The organism is Nostoc sp. ATCC 53789 (assembly GCF_009873495.1).
Classification (GTDB): Bacteria; Cyanobacteriota; Cyanobacteriia; order Cyanobacteriales; family Nostocaceae; genus Nostoc; species Nostoc muscorum_A.
In genome coordinates, this window is record NZ_CP046703.1 from 2,873,454 (window position 1) to 2,898,330 (window position 24,877).

Here is a 24,877-nt window from a genome sequence, read left to right on the forward strand (position 1 = left end):
CTTACGCCAAACCAAACGTTGTAGGGGCAATTCATGTAGACGCAAAGCGGCTTCCCGCAGGGTATTGCCATAACTTAAAATTAGGGTTTCGGCTATTATTTGCGTTAGTCCTAACAAATTTCCTAATAATAAAACTCGCCTCTGCTTTTTATATCAAAAGCAAAGGCGAGTGTTACTTAAACCCTTATATGGGTCGCCCGGGATTCGAACCCGGAACTAATCGGTTAAAAGCCGAGTACTCTACCGTTGAGTTAGCGACCCTTTCGCTGCATTTCGCAACTTTGCAATCATAGCATATACATCTGTAGATTTGTAAAGGGGTTTAGAAAAAATTAGCCGTCAACCTTACAGATGCTGTGTGGCTAGCTCCTGGTGCTAACACAGTCAGGTTATCACCAGTATTGAGAGAGTTACGGGTGGCACTCCACGGTTCTAGACAGTAGAATTCTTTGCCCTTGACTGTCCAAAATACCAGCCAGGTAGAGAAATCATCATAATCCAAGGTGAGTTTTAACTTCCGGCTACGATCTATCGCAGTGGCTGATTTACTCGTTAGCTGTCCAAAGGCAAAATCAATTTCATCACGGCTAAAGTCAAAATTGCCATCAAAAGAGTGAAATTCCTTAGTTTGATTGTCTTGATACTGCTTTGAAGGAATTTCCAGCTCTAGCTGAGTTTTATCACCACATAAAAAGTAGGGATGGAAACCAGCCGAAAAGGGCATTGGTGTGGATGATAAGTTTTTATACTGCTGGCGGACTTCTAGGGTATTACCTTGAAGTTCGTAGGTGAAAGCCAGTTGAAAATCAAAAGGATAAACTGCCTTAGTTTGCTCATTGCTATCAAGAACAACAGTGAGACTAGCTTTATCTCCAGTTTCTTGTTCTGTTGCTTTCCACGGCAATTCACGGGCAAAACCGTGTTGTTTGAGAGTATATTTTTGACCGTTGTGGATGTAGGTATTGTCTGGGAGATTGCCACAAATAGGAAACAAAATTGGGTTCCCACCTCTGACACTCAAATCAGGATGAGTAAAGCGTTCAGTGTCTAAGTAGAAAATTTCTTGCCCTTGAATGCGCCAACGGGTGATGATACCACCGCGTTCTGGTACGACTTCCAATTGAGAACTAGCGGCTTCATCAGAAAGAATGTACGTCTTGTACTGTTGCTGTTGAACTGCAATGCTAAACACAAATTTTAGTCCTGAGTAAGGTGTAGTACTGGGTACATAGTGCTGAGTCCTGAGCAGAATAAAAAGTACTCAGCACTCAGCACTCATAACTCAGCACTGTTTATTCGTCTTCTGCAAACACGAAACGATATAACTCGCTGGGGTCTGGTTCGGGGCTGTTTTCGGCGAATTTAACTGCCTCGTCGATTACATCCTGAATTTTACGATCAATAGCTTTGATTTCTGCCTCATTCGCTAGATTTTGCTCCAGCAAATAAGCAGCCAGCTTCTTAATTGGGTCACGGGCAAACCAAAATTCTTTCTCAGCTTTGCTCCTCATTTCATCTGGGTCAGCCAAGGAGTGACCACGGAAGCGGTAGGTAAGCGCCTCAATTAATGTTGGGCCTTCACCTGCACGGGCACGGGCGACGGCTTCTTGAGCGACGGCTCGGACTGCTAGAACATCCATGCCATCTACTTCCACGCCCACCATGTTAAATGCACTAGCTTTTTTATAAATCTCTGGCTGAGAAGTGGCTCGTTCGTGAGACATCCCAATGGCCCACTTATTATTTTCGACTACAAAAAGAATTGGCAGTTTCCATAAGGCTGCCATATTTAGCGTCTCAAAAAACTGACCATTGTTAGCTGCACCGTCACCAAAAAAGCAAGCTGTCACTTGGTCAGCATTTTTATCTCCCAGCACTTCGCGGCGGTATTTGCTTTGAAAAGCTGCTCCAGCTGCTACAGGAATTCCCTCAGCCACAAAAGCATAGCCACCCAGCAAACGATGTTCGGCAGAAAACATGTGCATTGAACCACCGCGCCCTTTGCTGCAACCTGTGGCTTTGCCAAATAATTCTGCCATTACCTCTCTTGCTGGTACTCCCGCACTCAGAGCATGAACGTGGTCGCGGTAAGTACTACAAACGTAATCTTCACCCGGTCGCATTGACTGTACAACACCTGTACAAACAGCTTCTTGACCGTTGTACAAATGGACAAAACCAAACATTTTGCCCCTGTAGTACATTTCAGCGCACTTGTCTTCAAACAAGCGCCCTAAAACCATATCCTCATACAACCATAACCCTTCTTCTTTAGTAATTTGCGTAGTAGCAGGATTAAATGTGGGTAAAGTACGCTCTTGAACCATTATTTTTGAGTATCCCTGTTGTACAACTTAAAGTTACGGTCTTAAATAAGTTGGTCTGATAACACCTCGGCTTTTAACAGGCTAGCGTTTGTCAGACTCAACAATCAAACTTTATTTATGCACCAAAAAAGGGTCTTAGGGAATAGCTGAATTTTTAATTTTTGATTTTTAACTTTTCAGCCTATACCCCGTGAGGATTTAACTCTAACGACAATATATATCGCTTTGGGTTTTTCTCTCTCACTATTCCCCTTCATAGACTAGCAATCAAGATAGACTGCTTTCTGCATATCCATTAACAATTTAGAAAAAATGAAGCAAAAGTCCATATACCCAAATAGGTAATTGTAATTAAAGGTTAATTATGATATTATTTTTGTTCTCCTGTTATCAGGGTCAATCCCCAATAGTAGTATTTTTGTTACTTCCATACTGGGAAAGTCCCAAAAAAATCAATTATCAATAGATTCTTGCAACCACAACATTTATGCCGTGATTAAAAGCGGTAGTTGTGGTTTGTGGTATCGAAGGCTGATAATAGTCGTGTTAAACAAAAATACTAAGAATTAAGACAAACAATTGAGGCTTTCTAGGCGAAAGCAAAAAATTAGTACTAGAATGTGACTCAAAATTTCGGGAAGTTACAAAATGAGTTGTTGCAATATACACTTGTAGAGTAAATTCTATACGGCATTTTTATGGCACGGTTTTACAGGCCTGGAAAGCTCTAGGTGAATTATGTTGATCACGGTGCAGGGGAAGTAGGCTGTGCGAATTCCGCTAGATTACTACCGAATTTTAGGACTACCGTTAGCGGCAAGTGAAGAACAATTGCGACAGGCATACAGCGATCGCATTGTACAATTGCCACGACGTGAGTATTCTCAGGCAGCAATTTCTTCTCGTAAACAACTCATAGAAGAAGCTTACGTGGTTTTATCAGATCCAAAACAACGCAGTACCTACGATCAGCTTTATCTTGCCCACGCCTATGACCCTGATAATCTTGCTGCTGCCGCAGTAGCACAAGAAAATCGTACAGAAAGCACCAAAAGGGGTAGTGATACCCAGAGTCTTGGTATCGAAATTACCCAAGACGAATTAGTTGGCGCTTTATTAATTTTGCAGGAGTTGGGGGAATACGAACTTGTACTGAAACTGGGTCGTCCGTACCTGGTAAATAAAAATAGTGCTACAAGTGCAAGAAAGAGCAATAATTTAGCAGACGAAGAAATTTATGAAAGTGCTGAACACCCAGATGTTGTTCTCACTGTTGCTCTTGCCTGCCTAGAATTAGGTCGGGAACAGTGGCAGCAAGGTCACTACGAAAATGCCGCCATATCCCTAGAAACTGGTCAAGAACTGCTAGTACGCGAAGGTTTGTTCTCTAGTATCCAGGCAGAAATTCAGGCTGATCTTTACAAATTGCGGCCATATCGAATTTTGGAGTTGCTCGCACTACCTCAAGAAAAAACTGCCGAACGCAGCCAAGGCTTAGAATTATTGCAAAATCTTTTAGAAGATCGGGGCGGCATTGATGGCACGAATAATGATGACTCTGGTTTAAACATAGATGACTTTCTGCGATTTATCCAGCAGTTACGCAACCACTTAACAGTTGCAGAACAGCACAAGTTATTTGAAGCTCAAAGCAAACGCAATTCTGCTGTTGCCACTTACTTAGCTGTTTATGCCTTGATAGCGCGAGGATTTGCTCAACGGCAACCTGCTTTAATTCGTCAAGCAAGACAAATGCTCGTGCGTCTGGGCAAGCGCCAAGATGTACATTTAGAACAGTCGCTATGTGCCTTACTTTTGGGGCAAACTGAAGAAGCAACTCGTGTTTTAGAGCTTAGTCAGGAGTACGAAGCTTTAGCTTTTATTCGGGAAAAATCTCAGGACTCTCCAGATTTGTTACCAGGGCTGTGTCTATATGCAGAACAGTGGCTGCAACACGAAGTCTTTCCCCATTTTCGAGATTTAGCAAACCAGCAAGCTTTTTTAAAAGATTATTTTGCTAACCAACAGGTACAAGCTTATTTAGAAGCACTGCCAACTGATGCCGAAACAACTAATGAATGGGCTGTAATTAACCCCCAGTATTTTCCCCAGTCCAAGGCAAAGAATACTCATTTTCATAACAATTCAACTAAGACTTCAGCACAATTTAATCACAGCAAAATACCTAACCCCGATTTACCAGAAACACCAACAAAAGAAACACCCGAATATCCAAACTTCTCACCACCTATGTGGAGTTCATCGGGAAGTGTAAAATCAGACGTTCCTGCTGCTGAACGGATGAGCAGAGGCACTAATCAGCATTTGAACGGTTCTGCTAAAAGTGCTACACCAGTTCATAACCAAAAGCGTAGGCGGAGAAAACCCACTCCATCTGCTATCCGAGAGCGTGTACCAGATAATCGTCCTCATTCTCGTCGTCCCCGACGGCGGCGAACTTTTGCGAACACCATAGAAGGGAAAACACGGCTGGTATGGAGAGTGTTTATTTCTTTGGTGAGCATATTAGTTTTTTGGGTATTAGCCACAACAACTTTTGGATGGTTAAAAAATCTGTTTTTTCCTCAACCTCCTCAGCGTGATCTACAGTTGTTTGTACAAATAAACCAACCACCGCTACCTATTCCCGATCCAAATAGACAACCAGAATTAGCAGAAGGCCTTTTAACAAATGCAGAGGCAGAACAAGTTATTAACACTTGGTTATCTACCAAAGCCACAGCTTTAGGGCCAAATCATGAGATTAATAATTTAGAGCAAATTTTAACTGGTTCAGCTTTATCTCAATGGCGGTTAATTGCTCAACAGAATAGGTTAGACAATCGCTACCGCAAGTTCGACCATAGTTTGAAGATAGAATCGGTTGAGAAAATTGGTTTATTTGCAGATCGGGCCGCAGTAGAAGCTACGGTCAATGAAGTGACGCAGTTATATGAAAATGGTCAGTTTAAAAACTCTTCTAACGATAAATTGAGAGTTCGGTATGACTTGATTAGAGAACGAGGTAAATGGCGTATTCAGAGTACATCTGTTGTAAATCAATTCACCAGATAAGTTGGAATTTTTCGGCGAGAATCTGCAACAAGCTGTATCATTCAATTTAATTAGGAAAGGTTTTTCACATAGTTATTACTGAGATAAGTAAGTTGGCGTAAAAAACTAAGTCTGTTACGAAACGTAAATAGGTATTGTAGTGGCGTGTCAAGGCTAAAATATTGCAAAAAATTGATTGTAGGTTGGGTGGAGGCTTTGCGTAACCCAACATTCTTATATATGTTGGGTTGCGCTTCGCTTCACCCAACCTACTTTTAATAAACTATTTTAGTCTTGCCATGCCACTACATATATTTTCAAACATCAAATAGTAAGCCTAAAAAATACTTAGTAGCAAAAATGTCTGATATTGAGTATCGCCTCCCCATGATCTGGAATCCAGGCTAGCCACTCATCTGTTGAAACCGGACATAATAAAAGTGCTTCGTCAAAACTAAAGGGGTTAGGAAGTTGCAAAAGTTTTACCCAATTTAAATCCTCCAGATTCTGCCTTCTTGGTTGCACAGCAAAATCTGGTCTACGAGAATCTAGTTTCATAGCTTTCTATTAGCCTTCACAAGTGGGCTAATCTAAAATTATTTCTGTAACCTAGACTACAAAATAAATAATCTTTGTGAAAAGCATCTGTCGTATAACTTTACGTTGGCTGTGTGGAACTGTTTGCTTATATTGCAGACCACACAGGTGTGGCACGACAGGTTGTAGACTGGGCATTAGATTCGCATTCCCAACTAGCTTATGTCATTTACTTCTATGCCCTCGCTGCGTGAGCAACAACATCCCCTAATTCGTCAGCTAGCTGATTGTATTGAGGCAGCTTGGCATCAGCACCTGGATCTATCGCCCTACCATTTGCCTGATGAGTTGGGGTATGTGGAAGGTAGACTAGAAGGCGAAAAACTGACGATTGAAAATCGCTGCTATCAAACGCCCCAGTTTCGCAAAATGCACTTGGAACTGGCAAAAATCGGAAATATGCTGGATATTTTGCACTGCGTCATGTTTCCCCGTCCCGAATACAACCTGCCGATGTTTGGTTGCGATTTAGTTGGGGGTAGAGGCCAAATTAGTGCAGCGATCGCAGACCTTTCCCCTATCCAATTAGAGCGCACCTTACCCGAATCTTATACTACTGCACTGGCACAGCTACCAGTGCTTAACTTTTCCCAACCCCGTGAATTACCAGAATGGGGAAATATTTTTTCGGATTTTTGCATCTTTGTGCGCCCCGGTTCCCCAGAAGAAGAAGCAATGTTTCTGTCGCGTGTGCGAGAATTTTTAGACATTCATTGTATGCAAGCGATCGCTTCACATCCTGTTTCAGTCGAACAAGTCACACAAAATCTCGCTGGACAACACAACTACTGCACCAAACAGCAGCAAAACGATAAAACCCGCCGTGTACTAGAAAAAGCCTTTGGTCCAGTTTGGGCAGAAAATTATATGACCACAGTTTTATTCGACCTTCCAACTTAATCATTCCCTCATCTCCTCATCTGTAGGCTCTGTTACGTTTTCACGTCACAGATAAATGTAGAATTCATTCAACGAGAGTTTAATGGAGTCCCAAAACGCCAACAGGGAGAGTAGTCAGGTCTTTGAAGCAAATATCACAAAATGGTTGGTTGTCTTGGCAAGTGCAAGCAACTAGAGACAGCTAACTCATTGACCAGAAAGTTAAGGAAACTCTGATGTTAGGAATGCTCAAGTTGATAGATATTTTTTAGTTAGTTAATCATTCATTCACTTAAGGAAGACTAACTTTTGTAGCAAGATTGTATCCAAACAAGGCAACAGTCTATTTTTGTCAATTTTGGGACAAATGTAGCCGTAGTTGATGTAGCAGTACAGTATCGCATCATACCATTTTGGGATTTTGTGTAGAGACATGATATGTCGCGTCTCTATATCTAGATTTGATTCTGCTAATTTCCATTACACTCATGTCTCAATAATACTCAGAGTTATTGAATAGCCAGCTACTATAGCGCTTCTCGTTTCAATACAGACCTAACCCCAAGTAAGTAAGCAAGCTTCCATTCTTCTCTCCTAAAAGGCAAGAGGAATGGAAGTGAGGTCAATGTATTGCATACATAGACGCATAGCGGCTACCCCTAGCAATACTGCTTCGTTAAAGGGAAAAGGAGTGGAAGGCTCGATATATAAAGTCCCTTTCCCCCAAAACCCGACAAGTATTGCTACCCGTAGGGTACAAGCGTAGACGCATTAGCGAAGCGGTAGCGACGTTCGCGTAGCGTCTCGCAGAGAAGGAGCGTCAGCGTCTTGTCGTCAGACATCGCTATTAGAAAACACCATTTTGCAAAACCATAGTGTTGAGCGTTCATCACGCAATGGATTTTAAGCCATACCCAGCTTTAAAGCACTGTTGTTTGTCCTAAGCAGCTGGCTGTTGATTAAAAACCCTTTTATTTTTACTTCCATCAGCACAATTCAGGTAAACGGGCAACATACTATGTCAAGGGTGACTGAAAAGCCAAAGCCAAGTGAGCAGGCACTTAATCAAGAACAACCTAAGATTTGGTGGGGTATCGCTGTAGCTGTGCCAATAGTAATCGCGGCTGGGATACTAGGTACAGCCAAAATTGAGCAGCTGAGAAAACTCACTACATCTGTACCCGTAATGCCATCTACCAATAGCATTAGTGCTGTAGGGCGTTTGGAACCACGAGGCGAAGTTGTTAAATTGTCCGCCCCATCATCAGGATTAGCGCCATCGTCACGAATTCAGCAACTTCTGGTGCGAGAGGGTGAACAAGTAAAGCAAGGCCAAATTTTGGCAATTTTGGACAACCGCGATACTCAAATAGCCGGACTAGAAGAGGCGAAAGCCAAAGTGCAAGAAGCCCGTGCGAATTTAGCGCAAGTTAGGGCTGGATCTCCAAGAGATATCCAAGCCCAAAGAGCAGTTGTTGCTCGCCTACAAGCGCAGTTTGTTGGGGAAAGGGATGCTCAACAAGCAACGATCGCCCGGATTGCAGCTCAGTTAAGTGGGGATAAACTTGTTCAGCAAGCAACTGTGAATCGTTTAGAAGCTGAACTCAGTGGACAAAGAGAAGCTCTCAGAGCAACGCTTACACGTATCCGAGCCGAACAGCGCAATGCCCAAGTCGATGCCGGACGCTATGATTTTTTATACCGAGAAGGTGCGATTTCTCAGCAAGAGCGCGATCGCAGACGCTTGAGTGCAGTAACTTCTAATCAACAGGTGGCCGAAAGCCAAGCTACCCTAAAGCAAACGTTAGCAACCATACGACAGCAACTTGCCGAGGCTAGAGCTAACCAAATACAAAATTTAGCAACATTGCAACAGCAGCTAATCGAAGCGAAAGTTAACCGTGACAAAACTTTAGCAACTTTGCAAAGACAAATTGAGGAAGAAAAGGCCAAACTAAGCAGGATTTTAGATGTTAGTCCTACCGATGTGCAAGTAGCGCAAGCTCAAGTTAGTAATGCGATCGCAAATGTCAGAAAAGCCGAAGCACAACTAAGGTTAAGCTACGTTCAAGCACCAATTGCTGGAGAGATTTTAAAAGTTTATACCAAATCAGGTGAAGCCATAGGTGCAAATGGTATTGCTGAAATTGGCCAAACTAGCCAAATGTATGTGATTGCTGAAGTAGCCGAAGACAGCATTGGTAAAGTGCAAATTGGCCAAAACGCCACTATAAGTAGCGATAATGGAGCATTTAGTGGCGAATTGAAGGGAACTGTCACTGAAATTGGCAGAAAAATTGGTAAAAAGGACGTGCTAAATACAGATCCAGCAGCAGATGTGGATGCCAGAGTTGTAGAAGTTAAAATTGCTTTGCCTCCAGAAGATAGCCAAAAAGTTTCTGGTTTAACTTACGCTAAAGTGGTTGTTGAAATTAATAACTAGTTAAGTTATGGATGAGCAGTAATACCAATTTCTGATTTGATACTTTGAATTGGAGATGTTTTTAGCTAGGCTGTTTTATCAACTTTAAACATTCTATAAACAATGCCTGATAAATTACAGCAGTTTGTAATTAAGTGAGGTAAATAACCTAAACTTCAAAGCCAGGTATTAAAACTTGCTACATCTGCTTTCTGACTACTAAATTCTGAATTCTGCTGTAAATAATAGCTGTGCTTGGATACCTATAAAATGAATCAGAAAATACCTCTGTCGTGGCTACAACTGACAAGGGAAAAAACTCGCCTAGCTGTGGCTTTAGCAGGAATTTCTTTTGCTGATATTTTAATGTTTATGCAACTTGGCTTCCGAGATGCCTTATATTATAGTAACGTTCGATTTCATAACAGCTTGCAAGGTGATATTGTCTTAATTAATAGTCAATCTAGCGCTGTTTTGGCGATGAGGAGCTTTTCTCAAAGACGTTTATATAAAGCTTTAGAGTTACCCGCAGTACAATCAGTACATCCTATATATTTGGACTTTACAATCTGGAAAAATCCTATAACAGGCCGTCCTCGTAGTATTCTAATTTTTGGAATGAACCCAGAAACTAATATAGTTAACTTACCTGGTGTTCAAGAGAACTTAGAGAAACTTAAACTCCCGGATGTAGTTTTATTTGACCGTTCTTCTCGGGTAGAATATGGGCCTATTGCTGCTAATTTTAGCCAAGGAAAGACTGTAACAGCAGAGGTACGAAGGCGGCGAATTAAAGTAGAGGGACTATTTACATTAGGTGCATCATTCGGTGCAGATGGTAATTTAATTACAAGTGATATTAACTTTCTACGAATATTCAGTAATCGTCAAAAAGGATTAATTGATATTGGGCTGATTAGATTAAAACCGGGAGCAGATGCTCAAGTTGTTGCTCAAGAACTACGACAATATTTACCTAAAGAGGTGAATGTTTTAACCAAGCAGGAATTTATTGATTTTGAGCGGAATTATTGGGCAAACAGTACAGCTATTGGATTTATTTTCACATTAGGGACTGTCATGGGTTTCATTGTAGGAACTGTGATTGTTTATCAGATCCTTTATACAGAAGTAGCAGACCACTTAGCTGAATACGCTACTCTCAAAGCAATAGGCTATACACAAAACTATTTATTAACCGTAATTCTTCAAGAGGCTTTACTATTAGCCGTTTTAGGATACTTCCCTGGAATAGTTTTTTCTTTATTTATGTATCAGAGCGCTAGAGATGCAACACTTTTACCAGTTTTTATGAGTTTTGACCGTGCCGTAATGGTATTAATTTTGACTATGCTGATGTGCATTATTTCCGGTGCGATCGCAGTCCGAAAATTACGTTCCGCAGATCCAGCAGATATCTTTTAATTAATGTGATATTAGTTAAAATTAATAATCAATAGATAGAGCTTATAAAATTGAGAATTAAGAAAACTTAATTTTTGAAAACCCCAACTTACAGCTAATAAAAACATGATCGAAAAAGAACCTGTAATTGCCATTAAGAATCTCAATCATTACTATGGCAAAGGCGCATTGAGAAAACAGATATTATTTGATATTAACCTAGAAATTTATCCTGGTGAAATTGTAATTATGACCGGGCCATCAGGTTCCGGTAAAACCACATTACTGAGCTTAATTGGTGGCTTGCGGTCTGTACAAGAGGGAAGTTTAAAATTTCTAGGTGAAGAACTCGTTGGTGTCAGTCAAAACAAACTGGTACAAATGCGACGCAACATTGGTTATATTTTTCAAGCTCACAATTTGCTAGGGTTCTTGACTGCGAAGCAAAATGTGCAGATGGCGGTGGAGTTGAATGATAATATTTCTCAAACAGAAGCAATGGCTAAATCAAAAGCCATGCTGGGGTCTGTTGGTCTAGAAGAACGAGTTGATTACTACCCAGATAATCTTTCTGGTGGACAGAAACAAAGAATTGCGATCGCTCGCGCCTTAGTGAATCGTCCCCCACTGGTGCTAGCAGACGAACCAACAGCAGCATTAGACAAACAATCAGGACGCGATGTTGTAGAAATAATGCAGAGTCTGGCCAAAAATCAGGGAACTACTATCTTATTAGTGACACACGACAACCGCATTTTAGACATAGCCGATCGCATTGTAGAAATGGAAGATGGTCTTTTAACCCGTAATTCCTCAAATGCACCCATTTAGCCATTTGCCCTTTCTAAATGACCAATGACTAATGACCAATGACAGCCAGAATTTATTGTCTAGCCGAGCCTGATTTTTTCATTCCAGGTTGGTTTGGCGGAGTTGGGGCATTTGGTTGGCGACTAGTACGGAAAGTCACATTCACGCCTTCATTTGATTGCTCCAGAACCAGCAGAGGCGTGGGTTTAGCCTTTTGATCCCAATGCATAGTAGCAATCCGACCTTGAATTGTTGGTTGCCAACTATCTTCATCTTCTATGGGACTTAGGTAAGTTTCTATACAGTCAATAATTTGACTAATAGTTGCAGAAGTTGCTTGCGTTGGTAACTTCATTAACCGGACTTGAATACGGAACAGCACTCGTTTAGCAGAATTTCCTGGACTACCAGTTTCATACTCTACATCAAAAATTTCATCTACCTGCCGTCCAGCGCTATTAGCAATTCCGACAGATCCTTGTTGCGCTTGATTTGGCCGCAGGGCTTGAGTAACTTTTTCTTTGATCTGAATCTTCACTTGATTAAGGATTGCAAAATGAAACACCTCCTCTGACATCCGCATTCGCAGATAATCTAGGTTAAAGTCCCGTGAGTTGACCAAATCGGGATTAGTTTCCATTTTGCGAATCGTTTCCAGCGCCAGCTTAAACTTTTTCTCTAATTCTCGCGCCCGGAATTGTTCAAACTTAATTTTTTTCTCCAGCTTATCTATCTGGAGTTTACTATATACAATCAAAGCAATCACCACTAAAGCCAGTCCTCCAGAAGTTACCAACAATAACGTTGGTATTTGAGGATTACTTGCTGGCACTTCCTGGGATGCTTTTTTAGGCTTTCCTGGGGTTTGGGCAAGATACATCGAAGTGGGCATGGTTGGAAACTGAAAAACTTGACTCCTGATGTTTAGGATGCCCAAATCTTCAATGCCATCTTGCTGTATCATTAATATTTTTAACAGTTTTTACAAAACCGCGTATGTCCAGACACCAGAATGTCCCTGCCCTGTCTGACGTTTCATCTACAAGCTTTAGCAATATTCGTCTGATAGCCACAGACATGGATGGCACGCTAACTAGACGAGGAAAATTTACTACCCCACTGCTACAAGCTTTAGAGGATTTAGCGGCAGTTGACATTAAGGTGATGATTGTTACAGGGCGTTCTGCTGGGTGGGTGAGTGGATTGAGTAGCCTGATGCCGGTTGCAGGTGCGATCGCAGAAAATGGTGGTTTGTACTTTCCATCTGGGAATCACAAACCAGTAGTATTAACACCTGTTTCCGATTTAGCCAAACATCGCCAGCACTTGGCTACGACTTTTGAAAATTTACAAACTAAATTTCCTCAAATCCAAGAATCTGCTGATAATCGCTTTCGTGTCACTGACTGGACTTTTGATGTAGCTGGTTTGAGTCAAGATGAACTACAAACCCTAGACAGTCTTTGTCAACAAATGGGTTGGGGATTTACCTATAGCAACGTGCAGTGTCACATTAAACCCCAAGGGCAAGATAAAGCTGTGGGATTGTTGCAGGTATTGCGCGAATATTTGCCCCATTACTCGCCAGAACAAATTGTCACTGTTGGCGATAGTCCCAATGATGAAAGTTTATTTGATCGGCGTTATTTTCCTGTTTCTGTAGGTGTGGCAAACGTTTTGGAATATATGAATCAGTTGAAATATCACCCTGCTTATATTACCAATGCTGCCGAAGGTGAAGGCTTTTGCGAGTTATCTAGTTATATTTTGAAAAGCTTGCACATCTCAAGTTAGGGAGAAGTAAAGTTGTTCTACAATAATCTCGTAGCACTGATTTTACAACTATGACGGCTACTCTACCTGTTAGTGTCGAATCAGAAATCTTCTACCCCAGTGCTGATGGTCAACCAGTAGCAGAAACTTACGACCACCTTTATGCCTTGCTAACTACCTTAGAAGTCCTGCAACAGTATTTGGCAAATAGTCAGGCAACAGTATTGGGAAATCAATTTCTTTACTATGCACAAGGCTTTCCTAAGTTGCGGGTAGCCCCAGATGTGATGGTGATTTTTGATGTTGCACCCGGTGGTCGGGACAACTATAAAATCTGGGAAGAGGGTCAAGTACCCACAGTTATTTTTGAAATGACATCCTTTGGGACTAAGGGACAAGACGAAATCTTTAAAAAGACTCTCTATGAGCAGTTAGGTGTCAAGGAATACTGGCTATTTGACCCTAAAGGTGAGTGGGTGGAACAACAGCTACGTGGCTATCGCCTGCGGGGAGAAATTTACGAACCTATACAAGATGGGCGCAGTGAACCGTTACAACTACGCTTGGTGGTTGAGGGAAGGCTAATTGGATTTTATCGAGAGGATACAGGGGAAAAATTACTGATTCCAAATGAACTGGCAGAAGCTTTACGACAAGAAGTTTTAGCAAGACAGCAGGCAGAAGAACTAGTAGAACAAGAACGTCAACGAGCAGAACATGCAGAATTGCAGATAGAAAAGTTGAAGGCTAGGTTGCGATCGCTCAATGTAGATCCTGATACTATTCAGTAACAATGAAACTAAGATACGTGTAATTTACTGCAAGATGGTTTGAAAAGCTTTACCCTGTCTGGGTTTGGTAATTTGCTATATCTGAATTTTTCACCCATTAATTTACAACAGAAAATTAAGCCGTTCGAGATCATCTACCAAGTTTTGCTTCTATCTCAGCCCAATCCCAAGTAAACAATTTGTTACTTATGTCTTTGCTATATTTATTACCTTAGACAGAATACAATATATGGGGTATACCACGTTTCAATCTCAGAAATCTCAACAGTACTAATTTGATTGAGGAAACTGTTTTATACAGTGATTTTCAGAGGTTAGCGTTTTATTTACAACTTCCAATAGAAATTCCAAGACCAATGTAAAGTCAAGAATTTACCTTTAAATACCGAGGTATTAAATTATGCAGGAAATTGAAAGATTCTTTAGCAACTTCTTCAGTGGCATAATCAACCGTTTTAAGTATTCTGCGATGGACGCTGCCGATCGCAAAATGAGAGAAACTATCGATGAGCAGGTAGAACAAAGACGACAAAAAACCAAGCGCAAGGATGAGGAAGAACGCTAGTAGATAGGTTTTTTGGGCTAGTTTAACTAATTGGTAATTTCTGAGTTAAATAAAAGCATAGCGCTTCCTATTGTTGAGTGGGCAGCGCTTTTTATCGCCCTTACCAAACACTCTAGCGAATGTGCTAACCTAGTATGGTTAACTAATCTCGCACATCTGAGAATTCGGGTGTTTCCCAGGTTGGGAAATACACTTGGATGGAGGTTTAACCCGAATCGGAGTTGAAAAATATATGCCAGTAGTTTCATTGGCTCAAATGATGGAGTCAGGGGTTCACTTTGGGCATCAGACCCGGCGTTGGAACCCAAAAATGTCTCCTTACATTTATACTTCCCGCAATGGTGTGCATATTATCGACTTGGTGCAAACTGCCCAGTTGATGGATAATGCTTACAATTACATGCGATCGCACGCTGAACAAGGGAAGAAATTTCTTTTTGTCGGCACCAAGCGCCAAGCAGCTGGAATTATCGCCCAAGAAGCTAGCCGTTGTGGTTCCCACTACATTAACCAACGCTGGTTGGGCGGAATGTTGACGAACTGGGCAACCATCAAAACACGGGTTGACCGTTTGAAAGATTTAGAACGCCGTGAAGAAACTGGCGCACTAGATTTATTACCGAAAAAAGAAGCCTCAATGCTACGTCGGGAAATGACGAAGCTTCAGAAATATTTAGGCGGCATTAAAACAATGCGGAAAGTGCCCGATATCGTGGTAATCGTAGACCAACGACGGGAATATAACGCAGTTCAAGAATGCCAAAAGCTGAATATTCCCATTGTCTCCATGTTGGATACAAACTGCGATCCAGATGTAGTAGATATCCCCATCCCAGCAAACGACGATGCTATCAGATCAATTAAACTGATAGTCGGAAAATTGGCAGATGCCATTTATGAAGGTCGTCACGGTCAGCTAGATGCTGAAGATGATTACGAGGATTACGATGGTAGTGAGTATGACGATGACTACGAAGAAACCGAATATACTGATGCCGTAATTCCCGAAGAGGAACCAGAAGAATAGTGCTGTTAGCGGAAAGCTAAGGTTTAGCCCGTGCTGAGTAAGTAAGATAGAAAGACTCAGCAAATTTAATAATGCTGAGTCTTGATTTTTGAAGTTATTAAGTTGTGATTTGTCAATGAAGAATAAAATTGATGACTGAACACTCAAAACTCAGCACTCAGCACTAAATTAGGTGAGTGATTACAACTCGAGGTCAAGTTAGGAATTGAGGCAAAATGGCGGAAATATCTGCAAAACTCGTCCAAGAGCTACGCCAAAAAACTGGTGCCGGCATGATGGACTGCAAAAAGGCGCTGATAGAGACTGAAGGCAACGTAGAAGAAGCCGCAGACTGGCTACGGAAAAAGGGCATCTCTAAAGCGGGGGCAAAAAGCGATCGCATTGCGGCAGAAGGTCTAGTAGACACTTACATTCAGCCAGGTGGTCGAGTGGGTGTACTCATTGAAGTCAACTGCCAAACCGACTTTGTTGCTCGTAACGAAGCTTTTAAAGCTTTAGTTAAGAACCTGGCAAAGCAAGCAGCGACAGCTAATAGTGTTGAGTCTTTGCTGGCTCAACCCTATATTGAGAATGAAAGTGCGACTGTAGAAGAATCCATCAAGCAAACTATTGCCACCCTTGGTGAAAACATCCAAGTGCGCCGCTTTGTTAATTTTGCAATAGCAGAAGGCACACAAGGCGTAGTAGACAGCTACATTCACACTGGCGGTCGAGTTGGTGTATTAGTAGAACTGGGTTCCCAAACTGAGTCAGTGGCTGCTAACTCAGAGTTCCAAAGCTTGGCACGGAACACTGCAATGCAAGTTGCGGCTTGTCCAAATGTCGAGTATGTAAGCGTAGACCAAATCCCTGCCGAAGTTGCCCAAAAAGAAAAAGACATTGAAATGGGCAAGGATGATTTGGCGAACAAGCCAGAGAATATCAAAGAAAAGATTGTTCAGGGACGGATTGAAAAACGCCTGAAAGAATTGACTTTGATCGATCAGCCTTACATCCGCGATCAGAGTATTTCCGTCGAAGACCTTTTTAAGCAATCGAAGGCGCAATTAGGCGAAGAGATTCAAGTGACTCGCTTTGTCCGCTATATATTGGGCGAAGGCATTGAGAAGCAAGAAATTAGCTTTGCTGATGAAGTCGCTGCACAAATGGGCGGTAAGTAATATTATTGGTCATTGGTCATTGGTCATTCACAAATGACAAAGGACAAATGACTCTTTATCAAACAGGTCAAGCAAATAGCCTGACCTGTGTTTTTTTAGTAGAGACGCGAAATATCGCACTTAAATTTAAAATCTAAACTTCTTTGGGAAGTTATTATAAAATAAATTCGTACATTTGTACTATGTAATAGTTCACATGGACAAGAACGAAAAGATATGGCAAGAGCAATCGAGCGAATTGAACGGGATATTGCAGCATTAAAAGAAGCGATTCGGGCGATCGCAGTAGAGCTACAAACCGCTTATGCTAGTTATCTAAACACCTTGGGGCTAGCTGTACGCAAACAGTTGATTCTAGCGAGTTATCACCTTTGTACACAGGGGTATCCCGAAAACTTTCTGCATTTGTCATTGAATCAGCGCCAGCAATTGCAACAAGCCATCCGCAAGTTGGGGCAAGTGGCAGCCCAACAATTGCTCACTTCTATTAAAAGTGAGGAAGTTGGGTTAAATAAAGGAGATGAAGATGAGGAGAATAAAGAAGTAACATCTTCTGAACTTCTGGACACCTCGAATTCTCAGTCTCTCACCGCCGACACCTCTAATCCTATAGAACTAGTAAAATGGCAACAGAACTTAGAAGAAGTAACGCAAGATATACTGAAAAAACTATCACATGATGCTAATGTTTTAATACAAAAATCTGGAATATTACCTAAAAAATTACCAGAACCGATTTTAGCAGCAGCTGCGGCTGCATCAGAAGCATCGGCTGAGGTCATGCCAGGACCACCCAACTTATTAAACTTAGTAATTGAAATTGAAAATGAGCAGCAGTCAGAAGATTCTGGGCTGACGCAAATTATGGCTATTAACCTGCGGCTAGGAGAAATTGAATTTGCTGATGTGACACTCTCATCTGAGCGCAGGCAAATCCGCAGTATTTTAGTTCAGCTAAACAAGCTAGGACGAGAGTATCAAAAGAAACATCGAGAAAAGGCGATCGCTGAAGCTGAAGCTGCATGGCGTGCTAGTTGGTTTGAGGATTAGTCATTTGTCCTTTGTCCTTTGTCCTTTGTCCAGAGTCAAATGACCAATGACCAATGACTAATGACTAATGACTAATGACTAATGACTAATGACCAATGACTAATGAAAAACCAGATTGGATACGATTGCACAAAGCCTTGGCAATAGAAGCCGAACGGGGCTTTACAGACTTGATGGGTAGAGAATATCGCTTCAGTGAATTTTTAAGCTTGACTTTGGGCAAATTCCCAACAGGCTTACCCCAAACTGAACGCCGCCGTTGGCAAGGACTAGCAGTGCAATTTGCTAGTTATCCACATCTAGCACTGGAAGAAAGACAACATTTAATAGCAGAAACTCGTAGGTATCTATCACAACTCCAGCAAAATGAGCAGGGGGAGGAAGGGAAGCAGGGGAAAATTAATCAATTAAAAATTCAAGTTGCGCTTCCAGCGCACCAAAGGCGCGACCCAAAATCTCCCATTGTTAGTGAGATGAGTCGGAGGCTTGCACCGAAAATTGACCAAAAACTCAGTGATTTACCAGAAATAGGTTTCAAAAAAGCTGATAATTTGGCGCGGCTTGGTTTACACACTGTCCGCGACTTGCTTTTCTATTATCCTCGTGACCACATTGATTATGCGCGTCAGGTAAATATCCGCGAGTTACAGGCAGGTGAGACGGTGACAATAGTGGCTACAGTGAAGCGTTGTAACTGCTTTAGTAGCCCTAAAAATCAGAAATTATCAATTTTAGAACTGGTCGTAAAAGATAATAGCGGTCAACTCAAAATTGGTCGTTTTTACGCAGGTACACGCTTTAGTAGTCGCGCCTGGCAAGAAAGTTTAAAACGTCGTTATCCAGTGGGTAGTATTTTAGCCGCGTGTGGGTTGGTGAAAGAAAGTAAATACGGTTTGACGCTTGATAATCCAGAACTAGAGGTTTTGGCAAATCCAGGAGATTCGATTGAGTCGCTGAATATTGGGCGAGTAGTGCCAATTTATGGATTGACTGAAGGCGTAGTGGCGAATACAGTCCGACAGGCGGTAATTACTGCTTTACCTGCTGCGGCTAACCTGAAAGACCCTTTACCAAGTGGTTTGCGGCAGAAATATGGTTTGATGGAATTGAAAGATGCGATCGCTAATATCCATTTTCCCAGCGATAGCGCCGCCCTGCAAGTTGCCCGTCGTCGCCTAGTTTTTGATGAATTTTTCTACCTGCAACTTGGGTTACTACAACGTCAGCAGCAAGCAAGGGCGATTCAAACTAGCGCCATCCTAGTCCCGCGAGGTCAACTTGTAGAAAAATTCCACGAAATACTGCCTTTTAAACTCACTGGCGCACAGCAACGAGTCCTTAACGACATTCTCAACGACTTACAAAAACCTGTGCCAATGAATCGTTTGGTGCAAGGTGATGTTGGTTCGGGTAAAACCGTCGTCGCTGTGCTAGCTATCCTCGCAGCAATTCAATCTGGCTACCAAGCCGCGTTGATGGCTCCCACAGAAGTTTTGGCAGAACAACATTATCGTAAGTTAGTTAGTTGGTTTAATCTCTTGCATTTACCAGTGGAATTACTGACAGGTTCTACTAAAACTGCTAAACGAAGACAAATACATTCTCAGTTAGGAACTGGTGAATTACCTCTGTTAGTGGGAACTCATGCCTTAATTCAAGACTCTGTAAACTTCCAGCAACTAGGGTTAGTGGTAATAGATGAACAGCATCGCTTTGGAGTAGAACAACGGGCGCGTTTGCAACAAAAAGGCGAACAACCCCATGTGTTAACTATGACAGCTACCCCGATTCCTCGAACCTTGGCACTGACGATACACGGAGATTTGGATGTCAGCCAAATTGATGAGTTACCACCAGGACGGCAAAAGATTCAGACAACAGTATTATCTGGTCAGCAACGCAACCATGCTTACGACCTCATCCGTCGAGAAATAGCCCAAGGTAGACAAGTTTATGTGGTTTTGCCATTAGTGGAAGAATCAGAAAAACTGGATTTACGATCGGCTGTTGATGAGCATCAAAAGTTACAAGAAAGTATTTTTCCCGATTTTCAGGTGGGATTACTGCACGGTCGTATGAGTTCAGCCGAAAAGGACGAATCTATTACCAAATTCCGTGATAACCAAACGCAGGTTTTGGTTTCTACTACCGTTGTCGAGGTTGGTGTAGACGTACCTAATGCTACAGTCATGCTCATTGAAAATGCAGAGCGATTTGGTTTATCGCAACTCCACCAATTGCGGGGGCGTGTCGGTCGTGGTGCGGCTCAATCTTACTGTCTGTTGATGAGCAGTTCCAGAAGTCCTGATGCTCAACAACGGTTGAAGGTGTTAGAACAATCTCAGGATGGTTTTTTCATTTCTGAGATGGATATGCGTTTTCGGGGCCCAGGGCAAGTACTGGGAACTCGTCAATCGGGAGTGCCAGATTTTACCTTAGCAAGTTTGGTTGAAGATGAAGAAGTTTTACTTTTAGCGCGGCAAGCAGCAGAAAAAATAATAGAGATGGATGTTACTCTAGAGCGCTGGTATTTGATGAAAGAAGAGTTGAAGTATCGATATGAACGGTTAATGGGTGGAGCGATTTTGACGTAATGTGACCGGATAAAATACCAATCTCATAGCTATTTAATCACAATGCTTGCTGCATTTCGGCATAGGCTTCATAAACACCCTTCACGTTATACCAGTTGAGAAAGATTCGAGCAATTTCTAAAGCTAATTGCGGTTTACCTAAATTAATTAGCCATTGCAATAACGGAGCCATTGTCCGTTCATTTAGCGCCCCGTTAAGTGACAAAATTCCCCAAAGTAAGCGATGCAGCCAAGTCATTTGAATCATCATTCGCACTTCCCATGTGGGATGCTTTTGATAAAACAAAACTCCCATACGTCCGCGTTGAATTTCTTGGTCAATTAATCGGGGAATTTGCTCTAAGTTAAATGCTGGATGCCAGTGATATCCTACGGCTTCTGGACATTTAATTAGTGTCAAACCTAGTTTTTTCAGCCGCACTCCTAATTCTAAATCTTCCCAGCCATAGAGTTGAAAGCTCGTGTCAAAAAGTCCGGCTTTGTCTAACCAATGTTTAGGGATTGCTACATTTCCCGTAGCAAAAAAAGCTGCTGAAAAATCTGTAACTTTGTAGGGTTCAGCCGTTGGATTGTCGAAATTGCAAGTATTAATAACTGCACCGTAAGTGAAAAAGCGATCGCTCCCCAATTTCTCTTTCCCCTGCACTAACGCGTCAGCATGAGCTTGCAGGAAATTCTTCAGCACTACTAGATCGCTATCAATAAAGATAATTGTGTCTCCCTGCGCCTGTTCTACCCCCAAATTCCGAGCCGCAGCTGGACCAGCATGATCTTGTTGAAACCATCGCACATGGCGAAACTCTTCTTTGTGTTCTGCCAACCACTCCAATGTGCCATCAGTAGAACCATCATCCACCAAGACAATCTCGTAATCAGTAACCGAACTTGGCTGGCTTAACTCTTGCACCTCCAAGGCACGGAGGCACTTTTCTAAGATCGGTTGGCGATTATAAGTCGGTATCACAACGCTGAAAAACACGGTCTCACCCACAACATTATTTATCCATCTCCAGGATAGGACAGATGGAGCGCTGACACTGTTCCTTAGCTGATTCTGGTTAAGAAAATGTCAAAGGAAATAATTTTTATAGGTATTCCCCGACCATCTGTAATTGGTATCCGTCCGAAAAATTCTCAAATTAAGTTTATTTAACAAGGCAGAATTCAGAATGAATTCTGACTCCTGACTGCTGAATTCTGTTTGATAAATCTCCATTAATCAAGATATAACCTGATGTTAATTTTTGGTCATTAGATTATATGACAAACTTAAAATTTTTTGTCTAGTTATTTAACCTAAATAGCAAACAACATTTTGTTAATAACAGGTTACTTACTGTTCAAAATCTGTGGCATTTCACGTAAATAATTGATGGCTTTTTCTGCCATCAATCAAGATTTGCCTCTACTAAATTTTTTATGTCACAACAGAGGAGAATTTAATGTCTCAATTAAGTCGCAGACAAATTTTAGTATTTTTTGCTGGCAGTGCTGGTGCTGCTGTATTGGGAGACACAATTCTAGATGGTGTTTCTAGTATTGCAGGAGCAAATAACAGGACACTAAGCTTTACACCAGTGCGCTTACCCCATCCTTTGCCCGTTTATAAACAGCAAAAAAGTTTCTTGCCAACTGCAATTGGTCAGGGACAGGTAATCAATCCATCTGCAAATGCGAAGTTAAACAGCTACAACGTAGTTGATGATGTTGTAGTGCCACCAGAGTATGAACGTTATGTAATTATCAGCTGGGGCGATCGCGTTTTTCCTAACAAAGATGAATATTTCGGTTACAACAACGATTATACGGGTTTTATTCCTCTGGGCAGAACCAACGATATCGGCTATTTGTGGGTCAATCACGAATATGTGAGTTTTCCATTTTCCGATCTAGCACCAGAAGCTCCTGCTGATGTTAAAGGATTGCCTACCACCTTTGAATCAGTGATTGGTTGGGCTTTACCTGCCACCAGAGGTATTGAATTTGACGGCGAAGCACTATATAACTTAGGCGGATCAATCATCCGCATCTCCCGACGTAATTCCAGTAACCGTTATGCTGTGATTAAAGGTGATGCGAGAAATCGTCGCCTTCATGGTCTTTCTGGGTTGGGAATTAATAGCCAAAGGAGTGATGAATATAAAAATGTCACTTCTTGGGGAAGTCGTAGCTACCAAAAAGGCGATCAAAACTATCTCATCGCAACTGGCCCAGCTGCAACCCAAGTATTTAACCTCTCCTCCGATGGACTAGGTAACAAAATTATTGGCACTGGCTATAACTGTTCTGGCGGTACAACTCCTTGGGGAACTATTTTAAGTGCTGAAGAAAACTTTCAAGGAAGTGTAGGATCTTTTGTTGGTGTCACAGAATCAGTTAACCCTAATGGTACTCAAACAGGTTACATCGATGGCACCACTGGTAAGACCTTCGGTTTAGTTGGTGAAAAATACGGTTGGATTGTCGAAATTGATCCCGTTAATCCAAATTTCCGCCCTCGCAAACATACTTCGTTGGGTCGTTTCCGCCATGAAAACGTTGCTATCCGTGCTGAAGCTAAGAAACCATTAATCGCCTACATGGGTGATGACAGACGTGGCGGACACACCTGGAAATTTGTCAGTGCAGGTGTTATTTCTTCACCAACCAGCAAAGCCAACAGCAATTTGTGGGATAGTGGTACATTGTATGTCGCCCGCTACAATCCAAATGGTACGGGTCAATGGATACCGTTACGTTTAACTACTCCCACCAATCCCATTTCGCCATCGGTAATTTCTTCTGTGGAGTTTGCTGCTTTGGGTTCGGCTCAAAGAAATGGTCTTTTACCTCTACCAAAACGTAATGGTATTGCAGGTCAAACTACAGATGGTGGTGCCCTCGCAGTCGATCGCACCAATGAAGCTGATAGACTACCTGGTTATCAAGGTAAGAAGCTATCTGACTTCTACACTTCCCAAGGTGCTATTCTCGTTGATGCTTTCTTAGCAGCAAATTTGGCTGGCGGAACTCCCACAGCACGTCCAGAAGATATAGAAGTGCATCCGACTACCAAAGAAGTCTTCATTGCCTATACTGATGGTGCGCCGGGAAGTGACGGTTATCCAGATTCGCGCATTTTCCAGGTTGCCAAGTTGAGTACAGATGTTAACGCAACGCAGCAATCAGGGGGACTGTACAAGATTATTGAAGATAGTGCCGATGGTACAGGTCTAACCTTCCGTTGGAAGAGATTTGCTCAAGGTGGAGAAGCCGGATCAGTTTCTGGTGCTGGTTTTGCCAATGTAGATAACTTAGTGTTCGACAATAAAGCAAATGTTTGGGGTGTGACAGATATGTCTACCACCACTCACAATGGTTTTAATGTTGGTGCTGCCGGTACTGTAACTAGCATCGACCACGCTGCCAGTGGTAATGTTTCTAACTTCACAGGAGTTTTCGGTAATAACTGGTTATTCTACATTCCTACTACTGGTGCTAATGCGGGAGAGGTAATACCATTTGCTCATGGGCCGGTGCGTTGTGAGATGACAGGGCCAACTTTTGTAGGAGATACGCTGATTATTTCGGTACAGCATCCCGGCGAAGATAGCCCAATTAACGATGGCACAATTCTGAGTCGTGATATTGAATTACTGGATTTGAGTGGTGTTACATTCAATCAGGCTCGGACTGTGGCTCGTGGTAGTAGTTGGCCAAGTAACATCCCAACTGCTGACGGTGGTAAAGGTCAACCTAAAAGCTTTCCTAAACCATCTGTAATTGGCATCAAACGTAAGAATCTTACTGGTAATTTTACTTAGGATTACGAATGTAGAGACGTTATTTATAATGTCTCTACATTGATTTGCAAGGTAGCGCTACTAATTCACTCCAGATAGTTTTTTCTTGCGTTTCATCCCCAACGCCATAGCACCTGCGATCGCTATACCAATAATAGTCATCGGTTCTGGTACTGGTGTACTCTTAGAGTAGCTTACTGTACCCACCTCTGTTGTAGAGAATAAGTCAGCACTCAGAATGCTATAAAATTTTGTTCCTCCTGTATTTGGCTTACCTGGATCATTCCCAATGAAAAACTGATCTTCAACCAAATAGCTCAGTCCTGACAGGTTGCCATCTGTAAAGCTGACTACAGGAGATGATGGGTAATCAAAATCATTTGCCTCTGTATATTGAGTACCCAAGTAGTTAAACGCAATAGATAATCCATTGCTAATGCCTAGGGTTTCCTCACCTATGCCGATTAAGGTCGAATCATTATATTGAAAAGAGCCGAAATATTGACCGGGATTATCGCCCGATGTTGCATTCACGGTGAAACCATAATTCACCAAGGCAGCTTGCGTCGGTTTAGCAATAGTAGCAACCGAGATAGCAACAGCAAAAGCAGCAATGCTAATATCTTTAGCTAATTTCATCAG

19 protein-coding genes and 1 tRNA gene are annotated in these 24,877 nt (G+C 42.0%); 13 read left to right on the forward strand and 7 right to left on the reverse strand.

The features are described 5' to 3' along the window. Window positions 1-189: 189 nt before the first annotated feature. The 3 genes from GJB62_RS11760 to pdhA all read right to left on the reverse strand — a co-directional run bounded on the left by GJB62_RS11760 (window position 190) and on the right by pdhA (window position 2,327). A tRNA-Lys gene (locus GJB62_RS11760) sits at window positions 190-261 on the reverse strand. Window positions 262-322: 61 nt separating this feature from the next. Beyond that, entirely contained in the window at window positions 323-1,192 is an 870-nt protein-coding gene (locus GJB62_RS11765; RefSeq protein ID WP_114080371.1) for an aldose epimerase, read from the reverse strand. 100 nt (window positions 1,193-1,292) lie between these two features. Continuing rightward, on the reverse strand, window positions 1,293-2,327 hold the full coding sequence (pdhA, locus tag GJB62_RS11770; protein ID WP_114080372.1) for a pyruvate dehydrogenase (acetyl-transferring) E1 component subunit alpha: 1,035 nt from the start codon (window positions 2,325-2,327) through the stop codon (window positions 1,293-1,295). A gap of 768 nt (window positions 2,328-3,095) precedes the next feature. Here pdhA and GJB62_RS11775 point away from each other — a divergent pair. Continuing rightward, window positions 3,096-5,402, forward strand: coding sequence for an IMS domain-containing protein (locus GJB62_RS11775; protein ID WP_114080373.1), 2,307 nt, complete (start codon window positions 3,096-3,098; stop codon window positions 5,400-5,402). 327 nt (window positions 5,403-5,729) lie between these two features. On the opposite strand, the gene GJB62_RS11780 is transcribed toward GJB62_RS11775, so the two are convergent. Next, window positions 5,730-5,939 (reverse strand): hypothetical protein, encoded by a 210-nt coding sequence (locus GJB62_RS11780; protein ID WP_114080374.1) that lies wholly within the window; start codon window positions 5,937-5,939, stop codon window positions 5,730-5,732. Between the two features lie 201 nt (window positions 5,940-6,140). Between GJB62_RS11780 and GJB62_RS11785 the strand changes: the two genes are divergently transcribed. From GJB62_RS11785 to GJB62_RS11800, 4 genes are all read left to right on the forward strand, one after another. Further along, window positions 6,141-6,878 (forward strand): phycocyanobilin:ferredoxin oxidoreductase, encoded by a 738-nt coding sequence (locus tag GJB62_RS11785; protein WP_114080375.1) that lies wholly within the window; start codon window positions 6,141-6,143, stop codon window positions 6,876-6,878. A gap of 997 nt (window positions 6,879-7,875) precedes the next feature. Next, window positions 7,876-9,300, forward strand: a complete 1,425-nt coding sequence (locus tag GJB62_RS11790; protein ID WP_012411825.1) for an HlyD family efflux transporter periplasmic adaptor subunit — start codon at window positions 7,876-7,878, stop codon at window positions 9,298-9,300. Between the two features lie 249 nt (window positions 9,301-9,549). Further along, a complete protein-coding gene (gene devC / locus GJB62_RS11795) occupies window positions 9,550-10,704 on the forward strand; it encodes an ABC transporter permease DevC (RefSeq protein WP_114080376.1) in 1,155 nt (384 codons plus the stop codon). Between the two features lie 105 nt (window positions 10,705-10,809). Continuing rightward, window positions 10,810-11,514 carry a DevA family ABC transporter ATP-binding protein gene (locus GJB62_RS11800; RefSeq protein ID WP_012411823.1) on the forward strand — a complete coding sequence of 235 codons (705 nt, stop codon included), beginning with the start codon at window positions 10,810-10,812 and terminating at the stop codon, window positions 11,512-11,514. 52 nt (window positions 11,515-11,566) lie between these two features. On the opposite strand, the gene GJB62_RS11805 is transcribed toward GJB62_RS11800, so the two are convergent. Beyond that, window positions 11,567-12,385: a hypothetical protein gene (locus tag GJB62_RS11805; RefSeq protein WP_114080497.1), complete on the reverse strand. Its 819-nt coding sequence runs from the start codon at window positions 12,383-12,385 to the stop codon at window positions 11,567-11,569. A gap of 104 nt (window positions 12,386-12,489) precedes the next feature. Between GJB62_RS11805 and GJB62_RS11810 the strand changes: the two genes are divergently transcribed. From GJB62_RS11810 to recG, 7 genes are all read left to right on the forward strand, one after another. After that, a complete protein-coding gene (locus GJB62_RS11810; RefSeq protein WP_114080377.1) occupies window positions 12,490-13,287 on the forward strand; it encodes an HAD family hydrolase in 798 nt (265 codons plus the stop codon). A gap of 50 nt (window positions 13,288-13,337) precedes the next feature. After that, complete coding sequence (locus GJB62_RS11815; protein ID WP_114080378.1) at window positions 13,338-14,057, forward strand: Uma2 family endonuclease; 720 nt, start codon at window positions 13,338-13,340, stop codon at window positions 14,055-14,057. A gap of 400 nt (window positions 14,058-14,457) precedes the next feature. Continuing rightward, window positions 14,458-14,622 (forward strand): hypothetical protein, encoded by a 165-nt coding sequence (locus GJB62_RS11820; protein ID WP_159402508.1) that lies wholly within the window; start codon window positions 14,458-14,460, stop codon window positions 14,620-14,622. Between the two features lie 232 nt (window positions 14,623-14,854). Next, the gene (rpsB, locus tag GJB62_RS11825; RefSeq protein ID WP_114080498.1) at window positions 14,855-15,649 is read left to right on the forward strand and encodes a 30S ribosomal protein S2; all 795 of its coding nucleotides are present in this window, start codon (window positions 14,855-14,857) and stop codon (window positions 15,647-15,649) included. 215 nt (window positions 15,650-15,864) lie between these two features. Beyond that, window positions 15,865-16,809: a translation elongation factor Ts gene (gene tsf / locus GJB62_RS11830; protein WP_114080379.1), complete on the forward strand. Its 945-nt coding sequence runs from the start codon at window positions 15,865-15,867 to the stop codon at window positions 16,807-16,809. A gap of 216 nt (window positions 16,810-17,025) precedes the next feature. After that, window positions 17,026-17,859: a hypothetical protein gene (locus GJB62_RS11835; RefSeq protein ID WP_114080380.1), complete on the forward strand. Its 834-nt coding sequence runs from the start codon at window positions 17,026-17,028 to the stop codon at window positions 17,857-17,859. Window positions 17,860-17,954: 95 nt separating this feature from the next. After that, complete coding sequence (gene recG, locus GJB62_RS11840; RefSeq protein ID WP_114080381.1) at window positions 17,955-20,453, forward strand: ATP-dependent DNA helicase RecG; 2,499 nt, start codon at window positions 17,955-17,957, stop codon at window positions 20,451-20,453. Between the two features lie 37 nt (window positions 20,454-20,490). On the opposite strand, the gene GJB62_RS11845 is transcribed toward recG, so the two are convergent. After that, window positions 20,491-21,444: a glycosyltransferase gene (locus GJB62_RS11845; protein WP_245246144.1), complete on the reverse strand. Its 954-nt coding sequence runs from the start codon at window positions 21,442-21,444 to the stop codon at window positions 20,491-20,493. 451 nt (window positions 21,445-21,895) lie between these two features. Here GJB62_RS11845 and GJB62_RS11850 point away from each other — a divergent pair, with 451 nt between their 5' ends. After that, window positions 21,896-24,256, forward strand: a complete 2,361-nt coding sequence (locus tag GJB62_RS11850) for a PhoX family phosphatase (RefSeq protein WP_114080383.1) — start codon at window positions 21,896-21,898, stop codon at window positions 24,254-24,256. A gap of 60 nt (window positions 24,257-24,316) precedes the next feature. On the opposite strand, the gene GJB62_RS11855 is transcribed toward GJB62_RS11850, so the two are convergent. After that, a complete protein-coding gene (locus tag GJB62_RS11855; RefSeq protein ID WP_114080384.1) occupies window positions 24,317-24,874 on the reverse strand; it encodes a PEP-CTERM sorting domain-containing protein in 558 nt (185 codons plus the stop codon). Window positions 24,875-24,877 lie beyond the last annotated feature (3 nt).